This is a genomic window from Streptomyces spiralis, from assembly GCF_014654675.1.
In the GTDB taxonomy this organism is placed as follows: domain Bacteria; phylum Actinomycetota; class Actinomycetes; order Streptomycetales; family Streptomycetaceae; genus Streptomyces; species Streptomyces spiralis.
Genome location: NZ_BNBC01000004.1, coordinates 150,070 through 164,844 on the forward strand (window position 1 = coordinate 150,070; position 14,775 = coordinate 164,844).

13 protein-coding genes are annotated in these 14,775 nt (G+C 73.2%); 5 read left to right on the top strand and 8 right to left on the bottom strand.

Annotation, left to right across the window (positions count from 1 at the left end):
• Positions 1-23: 23 nt before the first annotated feature.
• The 4 genes from IE318_RS06565 to IE318_RS06580 all read right to left on the bottom strand — a co-directional run bounded on the left by IE318_RS06565 (position 24) and on the right by IE318_RS06580 (position 4,706).
• A complete protein-coding gene (locus tag IE318_RS06565; protein ID WP_189897461.1) occupies positions 24-1,409 on the bottom strand; it encodes an NADP-dependent succinic semialdehyde dehydrogenase in 1,386 nt (461 codons plus the stop codon).
• 73 nt (positions 1,410-1,482) lie between these two features.
• Positions 1,483-1,965, bottom strand: a complete 483-nt coding sequence (locus IE318_RS06570) for an NUDIX hydrolase (RefSeq protein ID WP_189897464.1) — start codon at positions 1,963-1,965, stop codon at positions 1,483-1,485.
• Positions 1,962-3,500 (bottom strand): ATP-dependent DNA ligase, encoded by a 1,539-nt coding sequence (locus IE318_RS06575; RefSeq protein ID WP_189897466.1) that lies wholly within the window; start codon positions 3,498-3,500, stop codon positions 1,962-1,964. The genes IE318_RS06570 and IE318_RS06575 overlap by 4 nt, the downstream gene beginning before the upstream one ends.
• Positions 3,501-3,668: 168 nt before the next feature.
• Positions 3,669-4,706, bottom strand: a complete 1,038-nt coding sequence (locus IE318_RS06580) for an NAD(P)/FAD-dependent oxidoreductase (protein ID WP_189897468.1) — start codon at positions 4,704-4,706, stop codon at positions 3,669-3,671.
• 79 nt (positions 4,707-4,785) lie between these two features.
• Here IE318_RS06580 and IE318_RS06585 point away from each other — a divergent pair, with 79 nt between their 5' ends.
• From IE318_RS06585 to IE318_RS06605, 5 genes are all read left to right on the top strand, one after another.
• Complete coding sequence (locus IE318_RS06585) at positions 4,786-5,358, top strand: helix-turn-helix domain-containing protein (RefSeq protein ID WP_030167029.1); 573 nt, start codon at positions 4,786-4,788, stop codon at positions 5,356-5,358.
• An 86-nt stretch (positions 5,359-5,444) separates the two neighbouring features.
• A complete protein-coding gene (locus tag IE318_RS06590; RefSeq protein WP_189897470.1) occupies positions 5,445-6,422 on the top strand; it encodes an NADPH:quinone oxidoreductase family protein in 978 nt (325 codons plus the stop codon).
• Positions 6,419-7,600 carry an acyl-CoA dehydrogenase family protein gene (locus tag IE318_RS06595; protein ID WP_189897472.1) on the top strand — a complete coding sequence of 394 codons (1,182 nt, stop codon included), beginning with the start codon at positions 6,419-6,421 and terminating at the stop codon, positions 7,598-7,600. The genes IE318_RS06590 and IE318_RS06595 overlap by 4 nt, the downstream gene beginning before the upstream one ends.
• On the top strand, positions 7,597-8,688 hold the full coding sequence (locus IE318_RS06600; protein ID WP_189897475.1) for an acyl-CoA dehydrogenase family protein: 1,092 nt from the start codon (positions 7,597-7,599) through the stop codon (positions 8,686-8,688). Before IE318_RS06595 ends, IE318_RS06600 begins: the two co-directional genes overlap by 4 nt.
• 192 nt (positions 8,689-8,880) lie before the next feature.
• Positions 8,881-9,075, top strand: a complete 195-nt coding sequence (locus IE318_RS06605; protein WP_030167020.1) for a hypothetical protein — start codon at positions 8,881-8,883, stop codon at positions 9,073-9,075.
• A gap of 20 nt (positions 9,076-9,095) precedes the next feature.
• Here the strand turns inward: IE318_RS06605 and IE318_RS06610 are convergent, their stop codons facing one another.
• The 4 genes from IE318_RS06610 to IE318_RS06625 all read right to left on the bottom strand — a co-directional run.
• Positions 9,096-10,337 (bottom strand): phosphodiester glycosidase family protein, encoded by a 1,242-nt coding sequence (locus tag IE318_RS06610; protein WP_229903377.1) that lies wholly within the window; start codon positions 10,335-10,337, stop codon positions 9,096-9,098.
• A 351-nt stretch (positions 10,338-10,688) separates the two neighbouring features.
• Complete coding sequence (locus tag IE318_RS06615) at positions 10,689-12,773, bottom strand: SpoIIE family protein phosphatase (protein WP_189897477.1); 2,085 nt, start codon at positions 12,771-12,773, stop codon at positions 10,689-10,691.
• Positions 12,774-12,937: 164 nt separating this feature from the next.
• On the bottom strand, positions 12,938-13,537 hold the full coding sequence (locus IE318_RS06620) for an N-acetylmuramoyl-L-alanine amidase (RefSeq protein WP_189897479.1): 600 nt from the start codon (positions 13,535-13,537) through the stop codon (positions 12,938-12,940).
• Between the two features lie 372 nt (positions 13,538-13,909).
• On the bottom strand, positions 13,910-14,775 hold an 866-nt coding region (locus tag IE318_RS06625), incomplete at its 5' end, for an ROK family protein (protein ID WP_229903378.1).

The following is a 14,775-nucleotide window of genomic DNA, read 5'->3' on the forward strand; positions in this document are numbered from 1 at the left end:
AGGGGATCGTAGCCGCGGAACGCTTACGCTCCGTGCCATACGGTGGTGATGTTGCAGAACTCGCGGATTCCGTGCCCGGACAGCTCACGGCCGTACCCCGACCGCTTCACGCCGCCGAACGGGAAGGCCGGGTGCGAGGCGGTCATCCCGTTGACGTAGACGCTGCCCGCCTCCAGATCCCGTGTGAAACGGTCGATCTCGGCCTCGTCGTGCGTCCACACGTTCGAACTCAGTCCGAACGGTGTGTCGTTCGCGATCAGCACGGCCTCGTCCAGGTCGGTCGCGCGGTAGAGGGTGGCGACCGGGCCGAAGGCCTCCTCCCGGTGGATCCGCATCTCCCGGGTGATGCCGGCGAGGACCGTCGGCGGGTAGTACCAGCCGGGCCCGTCGGGGCGCTTGCCGCCGCACAGCACGGTCGCGCCGCCGCGCACCGCGTCGTCGACCAGTTCCTCCAGGTCCTTGCGGCCCTGCTCGCTGGAGAGCGGCCCGATCTGGGTCTCCTCGTGCAACGGGTCGTCCACCTTCAGCGCCTGCATGCCGCGTACGAAGCGTGCGGCGAAGGCGTCGTAGATGTCGGTGTGCACGATGAACCGTTTGGCGGCGATGCACGACTGCCCGTTGTTCTGGCACCGCGCGGTCACCGCGACCTCGGCGGCCCGGGCGAGGTCGGCGGACGGCATGACGACGAACGGGTCGCTGCCGCCCAGCTCCAGCACCGTCTTCTTGACCATCTCCCCGGCGGTGGACGCGACGGCCCGGCCGGCGGGCTCGCTGCCGGTGAGCGTGGCGGCCTTCACCCGCTCGTCACGCAGGATGTCGTCCACCGCGCGGGAGGGGACCAGCAGGGTCTGGAAGCAGCCCTCCGGGAAGCCGGCCCGGTGGAAGAGATCCTCCAGGTACAGGGCGGTCTGCGGCACGTTCGAGGCGTGCTTGAGCAGGCCGACGTTGCCCGCCATCAGCGCGGGCGCGGCGAACCGGATCACCTGCCACAGCGGGAAGTTCCACGGCATCACCGCGAGCACGGGCCCGAGCGGCCGGTAGCGCACCCGCACCTCGGTCGCGCCGGAGTCCTTCACGTCGACGTCGGAGGGTTCCTCGTCGGCGAGGAGTTCCTCGGCGTGGTCGGCGTACCAGCGCATCGCCTTGGCGCACTTCACGGCCTCCGCGCGGGCCTGCCGGACCGGCTTGCCCATCTCGGTGGTCATCATGCGGGCGACGTCCTGCTGGTCCTGGACGAGGAGATCGGCGGCCGCGCGCATCATGCGGGCGCGCTCGTCGAAGGCCGTCGTCCGGTAGGTACGGAAGGTGGCCTCCGCGAGCTGGAGCCGGCGCTCGATCTCCTCCTCGCCCATGGCCTCGTACGTCTTGAGCGTCTCGCCGGTGGCCGGGTTCACCGTGGCGATGGACATGACTGACCTCCCTGGGAGCGCTGTGCTTCGACCTTCCCGCGCCGTGGTGGCCGCCGCAACGCGTAGTGCCTCGTCAGAGCGAGTGCTCCGCCAGTCGGTCGAGAAACGCGGCCTGGGCGGTGACGATCACCTCGCGGGCCCGGTCCAGGCCCAGCCACGCGACCCGGTCGAGTTCCGGGAACTCCTGGGTGCGCCCGGAGCGCGGCGGCCACTCCATCAGGAACGTGCCGGGGGCGATCGCCGCCGGATCGAGATCGCCCTCGACCGCCCAGACGGTCACGATCTTGCCGTTCTTCTGCCGGACCTCGCCGAGCGGCACGGCCTCGCCCTCGGGAGGCTCCACCCCCAGCTCCTCCCGGAACTCGCGGCGGGCGGCCTCCCAGGCGGGTTCGTCCGGCTCGTACTCGCCCTTGGGCACGGTCCAGGCCCCCGCGTCGCGCCGGGCCCAGAACGGGCCGCCCATGTGCCCGAGCAGGACCTCCACGCCGACCGCGCCGTCGCCGGTGCGCCGGAACAGCAGCAGACCGGCACTGTGCCTGCCCCGGCGGTCGCTCACGGCCCGACCTCCGGGTGCGCGGCCAGCAGCGTCTCCACGGTGTCCGCCTCCTCGGGGCGCTTGTCCTCGCGGTAGCGCACGACCCGGGCGAAGCGGAGGGTGACGCCCGCGGGGTAGCGCGTGGACCGCTGCAGGCCGTCGTAGGCGATCTCGACGACCAGCTCGGGCCGTACGAGCACCCCCCAGCCCTTCTCGTCGACGGCCAGCTCCCGCAGCCGCTCCGTCTGCCAGGCCAGCATCGCGTCCGTCATGCCCTTGAAGGTCTTGCCGAGCATGGCGAACCCGCCGTCGGCGGTACGGGCGCCGAGGTGGAGGTTGGAGAGCTTGCCGGTACGGCGGCCGTGCCCCCACTCGGCTGCCAGCACGACCAGGTCGAGGGTGTGGACGGGTTTGACCTTCAGCCAGGACGCGCCGCGCCGGCCCGCGCTGTAGGGGGCGTCCAGCGCCTTGACGACCACACCCTCGTGGCCGCGTTCCAGGGTCCTGGCGAGGAAGTCCTCCGCCGCCCCGACCTCCTGCGGCCCGGACACGACCGTACGTCTGACCCGCATGGGCTCCGGAACCAGCCGGGCCAGCTCGGCGTGCCGCTCGCTGAACGGCAGGTCGAGCAGGTCCCGGTCGCCCACCGACAGCGCGTCGAAGAAGACCGGCGAGACGGGGACCGCCTCGGCGGCCGTGGCCACGTCCACCCGGGAGCCGACGCGCCCGGCGGTCTCCTGGAAGGAGCGCGGGCGCCCGTCCGCCCCGAAGGAGATGACCTCGCCGTCCAGGATGAACCGCTCGCCCGGCAACCCCAGGGCGGCCGCGGTCACTTCGGGCAGCCGGTCGGTGATGTCGTCCAGGGTGCGGGTGTGGATCCGCACCGTGTCGCCGTCGCGGTGCACCTGGACCCGGATGCCGTCGAGTTTCTCCTCCACGGCGCACCCGCCCAGCTTGTCCACCGCCTCGGCCACGGAGGAGGCGCTGTGCGCGAGCATCGGCAGGACGGGACGGCCCACGGTGAGCCGGAAGCGCTCCAGCGCCGCCGGGCCGTCCGCGAGCAGCGCCTGCGCCACGGTCTGCAGAGACCCGGCCAGCATCACCGCCCGCCGCACGTCCGCCGCGGGTGCGCCCGTCGCCGCGGCCAGCCCCTCCACGGCGACGGCGTCCAGTGCCCCCTGCCGGACCTCCCCGGTGAGCAGCCCCCGCAGGAAGCGCTGTTCGCCCTCGGTGGCCGCGCCCATCAACTCGCCGACGATCCGAACGCGTTCCGTCTGCGAGCCGGGCCCGGACACCTTGCCCAGCTCGCTCAGCCGGGCGTCCACCTCGCGCACGGTGAGCGAGGGCGCGGCGGCCGGAGGGACCCCGCGGGCGAGCACCTTCCAGCCCACGCCGAGCCGCCCCTGCGGCAGCCGTCCCGCCAGATACGGGATGACGATCGGCACGTCGTCCGCGTCCGCCTCCCGGAACAGCTCCGCGAGCAGCGCGGTCTTCCGGGACCGCGCCGAGGTCGCCGCGACCTCCCGTGACACCTCCGCCAGCCGCGCGAGCAACATGCAGTCATGGTGCACCGCGAGCCGCCGGTGCACACCCGGGCGGCACGGTCTGTTTCGCGGAGTGCGGTTCGTTCGTGTGTCGCGGTTCGTCCGTGGGGTGCGATCCGTCCCGGCGGGCCGGGCGGGACAGTACAGCGGGGCGGGGCCGGTGTCGGCCGCCCCGCCCGCTCACCCCCGGGCGGTGCTCTGCGTGGCGCTCTGCGCCTCCACCGCCGCGTCGAGGTCGGTGAACAGGAGTTCGCCGTTGATCGCCGCGCCCGCCCGGTAGCCGCGGCTCGCCGCGTTGATCACCTGTTCCGCGAAGCCGCTGGCGTTCCCGGCGGCCCACAGGCCGGGGACGGTCGTCAGGCCCCGCTCGTCGATCACGGGGTAGGTGCCGAACGGCGTCTCGCGCATCTCGGCGCCCAGCCGCCGCAGGAGATCGGTGCGCGGCAGCGCGCGGGGAGCGACGAACAGCACCTCGCGGGCGTGCGTCGTCCCTCCCCCGGAGGGGGTGCCCCCAGCGAGCCGGACGCCGGTCAGCCGGTCGTCCTCGACGACCAGGCCCGCCACCTCGCCCGGCACCACGTGCACCCCCGCCGCGGCCAGCCTGCGCAGATCGTCGTCGGACAGCTCCGCCTCGCCGACCCGGTGCAGGAAGAGCGTCACGTCCTTGGACCACTGGGTGACCATCAGCGCCTGGTGCACGCTCAGCGGAGTCGTGGCGAGCACGCCGAAGGCGCGGTCGCGCACCTCCCAGCCGTGGCAGTACGGGCAGTGCAGCACGTCCCGGCCGAAGCGCTCGGCCACGCCCGGGACCGCCGGGAGCTCGTCCTTCAGCCCGGTGGCGACGACCAGGTGCCGGGCGTGGACGGTGCGTCCGCCCGCCAGGGCGACGTCGAACTCGCCGGCCGCGTCCCGGACGGCGTCCACCGCACGGTCCCGGACCAGTTCGGCCCCGTACCGTGCGATCTCCTCACGGCCGGCGGCCAGGAACCCGGCCGGTGACATGCCGTCCCGGGACAGAAAACCCTGCATGTGCGCGCTGGGCGCGTTGCGCGGCTCGCCCGCGTCGACGACCAGCGTGCGGCGCCGGGCCCGGCCGAGTACCAGCGCGGCGGACAGCCCGGCCGCCCCGCCTCCGACGACGACCACGTCGTACTTGCCGGTCGTCCCGGTCGTCTCGCTCGTCTCACTATTCCCGGTCTTCCCGGTCTTCTCCGTCATGGTGACCACCTCCGCCGACGACGGTCACGCCTCCGGTGCCGGATTGACAAATGCGTTTGCCGAACCTGCAATATCAGGCATGACGACCGACGAGGTACTGGCAGGCGTGGGGCCGAGGCTGCGGCGCGTCCGCAAGGAGCGGGAGGTGACCCTCGCGGCCCTGTCGGAGGCCACCGGCATCTCCGTGAGCACCCTGTCGCGACTGGAGTCGGGCCTGCGCAAGCCCAGCCTGGAGTTGCTGCTGCCGATCGCCCAGGCCCATCAGGTCCCGCTCGACGAGCTGGTCGGGGCGCCGGCGGTGGGGGATCCGCGGGTGCGGGCCAAGCCCGTCGTGCGCGGCGGCCGCACCCACTGGCCGCTGACCCGGCAGCCGGGCGGCCTGCAGGCGTTCAAGGTGCTCGAACCCCAGCGCAAGCAGGAGCCGGAGCCGCGCAGCCACGAGGGGTACGAGTGGCTGTACGTGCTCTCCGGGAAGCTGCGGCTGGTGCTCGGCGAGCACGACGTGGTGCTCACGGCCGGGGAGGCGGCCGAGTTCGACACCCGCGTGCCGCACTGGTTCGGCTCGACGGGGGAGGGGCCCGTGGAGTTCCTCAGCCTCTTCGGACCGCAGGGCGAGCGGATGCACGTACGGGCGCGGCCACGCCGTCCGTGACCGTGAGACGCTTTCCCTATCGGCAAGCAACCGCTTAGTATGCGTTCGATCCCGGTCCGAGGAACGCAGTCCCGTGGAGGCGGCGCATGCAGGCATGGCGAGTGCACGAGAACGGCGAGCCGGGCGAGGTGATGCGCCTGGAGCGGACCGAGCGGCCCACGCCCGGTGACGGCCAGGTCCTGCTGAGGGTGCGGGCCGCCAACATCAACTTCCCGGACGCCCTGCTGTGCCGCGGCCAGTACCAGGTCCGGCCGCCGCTGCCCTTCACCCCGGGCGTGGAGATCTGCGGCGAGACGCCCGACGGCCGCCGCGTGATCGCCAACCCGGCCCTGCCTTACGGCGGCTTCGCCGAGTACGCCGTCGCCGACGCCGCGGCCCTGCTGCCCGCCCCCGAGGCGCTCGACGACGCCGAGGCCGCGGCCCTGCACATCGGCTACCAGACGGGCTGGTTCGGCCTGCATCGCCGGGCCCGCCTGGAGGCCGGCGAGACGCTGCTCGTGCACGCCGCCGCCGGCGGGGTCGGCAGCGCGGCCGTGCAGCTCGGCAAGGCGGCCGGCGCCACGGTCATCGGTGTCGTCGGCGGCGCGGACAAGGCCGCCGTCGCCCGGGACCTGGGCTGTGACGTCGTCGTCGACCGGCGCGGCGAGGACGTCGTCGCCGCGGTCAAGGAGGCCACCGGCGGCAGGGGCGCCGACGTGATCTACGACCCCGTCGGCGGCCAGGCCTACGCCCAGTCCGCCAAGGTGGTCGCCTTCGAGGGTCGGATCGTGGTCGTCGGCTTCGCCAGCGGCTCCATCCCGAGCCCGGCCCTCAACCACGCCCTGGTCAAGAACTACTCGATCCTCGGCCTGCACTGGGGCCTGTACAACACCAAGAACCCGAAGCTGGTCCAGCACTGCCACGAGCAGCTCACCGAGCTGGCCGCCCGGGGCGCCATCAGGCCCCTGGTGAGCGAGCGGGTGCCGCTGGAGGAGGCCGCGGCCGCCGTGCAGCGGGTCGCCGACGGCCTGACGACCGGCCGGGTGGCCGTCGTCCCGACGCTGGAGAACGGAGCCGCCGCATGACCGACGCAGCCGAACTTCTCAGCCGCACCAGGGAGTTGCTGGCCGCACACCCGCCGGCGGCCACCGACCGTCTGGACTTCCTCAAGGCCCGCTTCGACGCGGGACTGGCCTGGGTGCACTACCCGGAGGGCCTCGGCGGTCTCGGCGCCCCGCGCTCCCTGCAGGTCGTCGTGGACGCCGAACTGGAGGCCGCCGGCGCCCCCGACAACGACTCGCGCCGCAACGGCATCGGGCTCGGCATGGCCGCCCCGACGATCCTCAAGTACGGCACGGAGGAGCAGAAGCAGCGCTATCTCCGGCCGCTGTGGATCGGCGAGGAGGTCTGGTGCCAGCTCTTCAGCGAGCCCGGCGCCGGCTCCGACCTCGCGGCCCTCGGCACCCGTGCCGTCCGGGACGGCGACGAATGGGTGGTCAGTGGGCAGAAGGTGTGGACATCGGGCGCGCACAACGCCCGCTGGGCCATCCTCATCGCCCGCACCGACCCGAACGTGCCCAAGCACGCGGGCATCACCTACTTCATCTGCGACATGACCGACCCCGGCGTCGACGTCCGTCCGCTGCGGCAGATCACCGGCGAGGCCGAGTTCAACGAGGTCTTCCTCACCGACGTCCGCATCCCCGACTCCCGCCGCCTCGGCGAGATCGGCGACGGCTGGCGCGTCGCGCAGACCACGCTGAACAACGAACGCGTCGCCATCGGCGGCATGCGGTTGCCCCGCGAGGGCGGCATGATCGGCCCGGTCGCGAAGACCTGGCGCGAGCGGCCCGGACTGCGCACCCACGACCTGCACCAGCGGTTGCTGAAGCTGTGGGTGGAGTCCGAGGTCGGCCGCCTCACCGCCGAGCGGCTGCGCCAGCAGCTCGTCGCGGGCCAGCCCGGCCCCGAGGGCGCCGGCATGAAGCTCGCCTTCGCCCGCCTCAACCAGGAGATCAGCGGCCTGGAGGTGGAACTGCGCGGCGCGGAGGGACTGCTGTACGACGACTGGACCATGCGCCGCCCCGAACTGGTCGACTTCACCGGCCGGGACGCCGGCTACCGGTATCTGCGGGCCAAGGGCAACAGCATCGAGGGCGGGACCAGCGAGGTCCTGCTGAACATCGTCGCCGAGCGGGTCCTTGGCCTGCCCGCCGAGCCGCGCACCGACAAGGACGTCGCATGGAAGGACCTGGCCCGATGAGCACACAGCCGGATCTTCTCTACTCAGAGGAGGAAGAGGCGCTGCGCGCCGCCGTCCGCGACCTGCTCACGGACCACTGCGACCCGTCGGGAGTGGTCGCCCGGGTGGAGTCGGACGCCCCGCACGATCTCGCCCTGTGGAAGGCGCTCGCCGAGAGCATGGGACTGGCCGGACTGCTGGTGCCCGAGGACAAGGGCGGCCAGGGTGCCACGCACCGGGAAGCGGCCGTGGTCCTGGAGGAGCTGGGCCGCGCGGTCGCTCCCGTGCCCTACCTCACCAGCGCCGTCGTCGCCACCGAGGCACTGCTGGCATGCGGCGACCAGGAGCTGATCGCCCGGCTGGCGTCGGGCCGCTCCATCGGCGCCCTCGCGGTCGGCCTGCACCTGGCCCCCGGCGCCGCCTTTCCTGTCGTGGGCTGTGAGAACGGCACCCTGCACGGGGAGCTGACCGGCATCGCGGACGCGGCCGTCGCCGACGTGCTGCTGGTCCCCGCCGGGGACGGCGGCCTGTACGCGGTGGACGCCGACGCGGTCACCGTCACCGGCCAGGTGTCCCTGGACCTGACCCGTCCGGTGGCCACCGTGCGGTTCGACGGCGCCGCCGGACGCCGGATCGGCGACGCCGAGCCCGCAGTACGCCGTGCCCTGCGCGCCGCGGCCGGACTGCTCGCCTCCGAGCAACTGGGGCTCGCCGACTGGACGCTGACGGAGACGGTGCGCTACCTGAAGGAGCGCAAGCAGTTCAACCGGCCCGTCGGCGGGTTCCAGGCGCTCAAGCACCGGCTCGCCCAGCTGTGGCTGGAGGTGGTCAACCTCCGCGCCGCCGCCCGCAACGCGGCCGACGCGCTCGCGCGGGACGAGGACGCCGATGTCGCGGTGGCCGTGGCGCAGGCCTACGCCGCCCCGGTCGCCGTCCACGCGGCCGAGGAGGCGCTGCAACTGCACGGCGGCATCGGCATGACCTGGGAGCACCCGGTCCATCTGTATCTGAAGCGGGCCAAGGCGGACTCGATCGCCTACGGCACGGCGGGCGCCCACCGCGAGGCGCTGGCCCACCTGGTCGACCTCGAGGCACCACAGGCACCCTAACCCGCCACCCTCGGCGCCGACGGCAGAACGCCGCGGGTTCCTACCCACCACCCTCGGCGCCGACGAGGGGTCGCCGCGGGCCCCCTCGCAGAACCACACGTTCGGAGGACACGTCAGCCGCCCGGACGAACCCTCCGCTACGCCACACTTGCGGCCGAAAGCCGCGAGTGGGCGTGGCGGAGGAGGTTCACGGTGGCCATTTCCATCTCTGGGGTGCTGTTGCTCGCGATCCTGGCGATCATCTTCGTGCGCAACGGCGCCCTGAAGTTCTCGCACTGCCTGGTCTGCGTCCTGCTCGGCTTTTTCCTGGCCGGCACCAGCATGGCCCCCACGATCCACGAGGGGCTGGAGGCCACCGCCCAGATCGTCAGCAGCCTGCGGCCCTGAGCCCGCCCCGCGGGAGAAGCTCACGAGGCGGAGAAGACTCCGACCCCGTTCGCCACCGCCCGTTCGGCGCCCCCGCTCGGGTGGTTGAGCACGCTCACCGCGCTCTTCCCGGGCTTGCGGACGACCAGCGTGCTGGAGCCGCCGCCGTCCAGGTTGAATCCCTCCGTGGCACCCAGTTTCCGCAGCTCCGAGGCGAGTTCGGCCACCGTGAGACCGCTGCGGTACTTGGACGCGCCGTCCAGGGCCAGAAGCAGCAGACGGTGGCCGCCGCTCCCGATGCCCACCGCGGTGCGCACCGCCGTCGCCGTGTTGTCCAGACCGGCCAGCGGCGCGCCGTGCCGCAGCACGGGGAACCCGCCGACGGCGAAGGCGTAGGCGGCCCCGGACGCCGCCGCCAGGTGGTGCTCCACCCGCACCGACTCGCCTTTGAACAGCTTGCGCAGCTGCCGCGCTCCCGCCTCGCGGCCCACCAGCACCGTGGTGCCGGCCGGAATGGTGCCGCTGCCGGGCTTGCCGGCCGTGGCGACGACCTGATCACCCTTGACGGTCACCTCGTAGGTGTCCGTGCTGCACGGAGCGCTTCTGCTGGAGTCCGTGCCGCAGGTGGCCCGCGCCCGTGAGGTGCTGCCCCAGTCGGAGGTGTAGGCCCCGATCGAACCGACCGGCAGTGCGTACTGGTTGAGACCGCCGAGCCTCCACACTCCCTCCGGTGTGCTGACCGAGCCGGAGAGGGTCAGCCGGTCCAGGCGTGCGGTGCGGTCCGGGCCCACACCGAGTACGTCCTCGGTCGTCGTGCCCGACGGCAGGGCGGGCCCGAAGCGCTGCCCGCGCGGCACCGCGGCCTTGAGGACGCGCCCGTCGGCGATCTCCGGACCGACGGCCGAGCCGGTCACCGCGACGCCCGGGTGCTGGGTCTCGGAGATGTGGAAGAAGTCGCCGTTGATTCCCGCCAGCGCGCCCCCCGCGTCGGCGAGTTGGGACACCGTGCCCCGCGCCGCCACCGCACGCGGACGCAGCAGGCCGATCCGTACGTGCTTGTTGTCCAGATCGACGCTGACCAGGTGCGCGTGGGTCACGCCGTGGGCCGCGCCGAGGTCGAAGTCGCGGTACTCGACGCCCGGGGCGATCACCTCGGCGCGCCGCGCGCCGCCGGCGCTGGCCGGTGAGGCTCCCACCAGGGCCGTGCCGGCCAGCGAGCCGCAGGCCAAGAGGATGGTCAGCGCCGTTCTGAGCCTTCCGCAGCGACATGTCGCAGTGCCCACCGTGTCCCCTGATGTCTCGTCAACTTCGCCTGAACTCAGGGAAGTGCACCAGAAGCCGGTGCCGCGCGCGGTGTTCGGACGCCGACGACGCCGGAAAGGACGGGAAAACGCACTCCTTCGGGTGCTTCGCGAGACGACGGCGGGGGCTCGGGCGAGTCCCAGCCGTGGCCCGGCCGGACACCGCTCGTGCCGGCCTCAGGAGTGGTGAAGTACGTCGATCACAGGGGTGTTGTGTTCCCGCACGCAGAACCTTCGCGTGGGGGAGGGCGTGGGCCGGCCAGCCCGGCAAGGCGTAGCCCGGCCAGGCGGGGGAGGGGGAGGTCGGTCAGCCCGCCGAGGCGGGGCTGGGCGTCACCGGTCGTCCGCGAGCGGCTGCTCGGTCCAGACCATCTTGCCCGAGTTCACGTACCGCACCCCCCACGACTGCGCCAGTTCCGCGGCGATGAACAGGCCACGGCCACCCTCGTCGGCCACCCGGGCGTGCCGCAGGTGCGGCGCGGCCTGGCCCGCGTCACGCACCTCGCAGGTGAGCATGCGGTCGTGGATCAGGCGGACCTCGATGGGCGGCGCGCCGTACCGCAGGGCGTTGGTGACGAGCTCGCTGACGATGAGCTGCGTGTTGAAGGCCGTCTCGTCGTCCACACCCCACGCGGCCAGCTGCTCGCCGGTACGACGGCGGGCGGTCGCCACCGAGGCATGGTCGTCGCCGAACCGCCAGCTCGCGAACCCCTCGGCCGGGAAGGACCGGGTGCGCGCGATGATCACCGCGGCGTCCCCCGCGCCCAGGCCCTCGGGGAGGCTGTAGACGATGTCGTCGCACAGCTCCTGCAGCGGCCGCTCGGCGTAGTCCGGCGCCGCCCGCAGCGGGCGGGAGGACTCCGCCAGGTACCCGGTGACCAGCGGGTCGCTGGTGAAGACCAGCACGCTGCCGACGGGCACCTCGAACTCGGTGGTCGCGAAGGGCGCGTCCTCCGCCACGCCCAGACACGGCCCGGCCGGGGTGTCGGGAACGCTCATGGTGTGGTCGGGGCGGATCACCACGGGGGCGAGATACCCGGCCGTCGCCAGGCAGCAGGTGCCGGTCAGGGGGTCGTGGATGGCGTACGCGCAGTCGGCGGTGAGCGCCTCCCGGCGGAGGGGGTCCCCCAGCGGCAGATTCGCCCGCTCGAACGCAAGTTCGGCGGCCGTGTCGTGAAGCCGGGCCAGGAGCTCGTCCGGGGAGAGGTCGAACGCCGACAGGGACCGCACGACCGTTCGCAGCTGCCCCATGCTGGCCGCCGCGTTCAGGCCCCGCCCGGAGACGTTGCCGACCACCAGCGCGGTCCGGGCGCTGGACAGCGTCATGGTGTCGTACCAGGAGCCGGGGCCGGCACCGCTCACCGACAGATAGGCGGTCTCCAGCGACGCGTGCGTCTCGGGGCGCCGGGGCAGCAGCTGACGCTGGACGGTCGCGGCGATCGTGTGCTCGCGGATGTAACGCCGTGCGTTGTCGATGGCCAGGGCGGTGTGGGCGGCCAGCTCGACCGCGAGCTGCTGGTCGCCCGTGTCGAACGGCGGCGACTGTCCGGTGCGGTACAGGCTGACCAGGCCCAGCGCCGTGTCGCGCAGCGCCAGCGGCACCACCAGCAGCGTGTGCGACTTCGAGGAGTGCATCGCCTCCACGCGCGGCGGGTCGAAGGGCATCCACGGGTCGGACGCGTGCAGGGGCACCACCCGGGGGCGCAGATCGGCCAGCGCCTGGGTGAAGGGCGTGGGCCCCGGCAGCCGGCGCACCTCGCCCACCGGATACGCCTGCGGCGGGTGCGCCTGGCCGCTGCCGAAGGCGGTGCGCATCAGCGCGGTGCCCGGCGGCAGCGGGGCCGGCGGCGGCTCGTCCCCGCGGATCACCGAGTCCACCACCTCCACGATCGCGATGTCGGCGAACTCCGGAACCAGGGCCGCGACGAGCTCCTCACCGGTCACCGCCGGATCCAGCGCCCGCCCCACCCGCCGCCGCACGGCGTCGAGCACCTTGGTGCGGGCCCGCCCCCGCTCACGCTCCGTGACGTCGACCGCGGTGACGGCCAGCCCGAGCACCTCCGGCTGCGGCCCTCTCTCCAGGCGCATCGCGGTGACCTCGAAGTGACGCTCCTCGGGCGGCTCCCCCTTGATCTGCGCCCGCACGATGCGCTGCCACAGGGGCTCCCCGGTCTCCAGCACCTGGTGCAGCACGGTCTCCATGTCGCCGTCCTCGACCATGTGGTACACCTCGCGGACGGGCCGTCCGACCAGGTCGTCCAGATGCACACCCTGCATGGCGGGCGTCGCGGTGTTCAGCCGCACCACTCGCAGATCGGTGTCCAGCAGATGGAGCCCGACCGGTGAGCTGGTGAAGAGTGCCTCCAGCATGGCGGCCGACGTCTTGTCCACGGGCCGCCCCGGATCGCCGTACGCCACTGGGACCTCCTTCGGACTCGGCCGACGCACCCGGCCCGCCCGGGCACGCGCCCGCCGGCACGCGCCCGAGGGCGCCTCTCCAGCGTGCTCCGCCCGCGGTCGCGCCGCACGCGCAGCTCCCTGGCCGCGCGACCGCCGACGGCGAGTGGGGAGGACGGTGTCCTTCAGGCGAGGTTGACCAGTCTTATGTAGCGGACCCAGTCCCAGTTCGGCCCGGGATCGGTGTGGTCCGTGCCGGGGACCTCGTAGTGCCCGATGATGTGTGCCCGGTCCTTCGGGATGCCGTACCGGTCGCAGACGGCCGAGGTGAGTCGGGCCGACTGCTGGTAAAGGGCGTCGGTGAAGTAGGCCGGCTGGTCCACCCACCCCTCGTGCTCGATGCCGATGCTGTGTGTGTTGTAGTCCCAGTTCCCGGCGTGCCAGGCGATGTCCGCCTCATGGACGCACTGTGCGACGTGCCCGTCGGCGGACCGCACGAGGTAGTGCGCGGACACCTTCTTCTGGGGGTTCTGGAAGATGGCCAGGGTGTTGGCGTACGTCTCCTGGGTGACGTGGATGATCACTCGGTCGATGGAGTAGCTGGTGGGCCGGTCGGACGCCGTGTAGTTGGAGATGCTCGCCGGCTGCCACTCGGCGGGCGGATAGTCGACGGCCTCGGTCCGGGCGCCTGCCCGGGTGGCGGGAAGTAACGCGTAGGGAACGACGGCCAGGGCGGCGCCCTTCAGGATCCGTCGTCTGGTGGGCTGGAGTCCGGCCCGGTCCATGGTCGATGGCCTTTCTCGTGGGGTTGCTCGTCGTCGTGGGCTTGCTCGTCCTCGTGGGGATGCCGGTTGCCGGCAGGGGGTCGGTCGCTCGTGGGATGTCCGGCTTCGGCGATGTGTCCCGATGGCGGTGAGTCTCGCGTACGGCAGGCCGCTGGCCGCGGAGCACGGCCGCACCCGTGTCGTTGGTGTCGCGTCCGACGGCCGGCGTGATGCGGCCGCTCGCTCACGCCTCACCGTCCCGGGCCGGATCGGCGCTCGCGTGAATTACGGTACGGCGCCCAGGGGTTGGGCAGAAGAGCACCGCCGCGTTCAGTGGACAGGCGGGCGGTTGTGGAAAACTTGGCCACCCGAACGAGTGAAGTGGGCCTGTGGTCAGGCCCGTTCGGCGACCGCCGCGGGGTCGTCGAGGACGGCCCGTACCACCGCGTGTGCCGCGCCCAGGAGCGGGCCCTCCGGGCCGAACCGGGACACGGACACGGGGCAGGCCGGTCCGGCGGTGCGCCGGGCCAGCTCGGCCTCCAGCGACGGCAGCAGCCAGGGCGCGAGAGCGGCCAGCGCGCCGCCCAGCACGACGGTCTCGGGATCGAGCAGGTTGACGGCGCCGGTCAACGCGATGCCGAGCGCCGTACCGGCGTCGCTCAGCGCGCGCCGCACGCCCTCGTCGCCGGCCTCGGCGCGGGTGGCGAGCAGCCCGACGCGGCCCTCGCCCGGTTCCAGGCCCGCCGCCCGCAGCACCGCCTCCTCGCCCGCGTACTGCTCGAGGCATCCGCGCCCGCCGCATGCGCATGCGGGCCCCTCCGGCTCGACCGGCACATGTCCCAGCTCACCCGCGAAGCCGCGGGTACCGCGCAGCAGCCGCCCGTCGACCACCACCGCGGCACCGATGCCGATCTCCGCCGACACATGCAGGAAGTCCCGTGGCGTGCCCTCGCCGAGCCAGAGCTCCGCCAGAGCACCGAAGTTCGCCTCGTTGTCCACGGCCGGGGCCAGCTCGTCCGGCAGCAGGGCGGCGAAGTCGGTGTCGTGCCAGTCGAGGTTGGGCGCCCGCACGACCGTACGGCCGTCCCGGCCGATCAGACCGGGCACGGCGACGGCGAGCCCCGCCGGCCACAGACCCTGCTGCTCCGCCTCGGCGACCACCTGGGATATGAGCGCGGTGAGGTCCTTCGCCACCGGTCCGGCGGAGCGTCCCCGGTTCGTGCCGTGCCGCACCGCGCGCGCCCGCACCTGACCGCGCA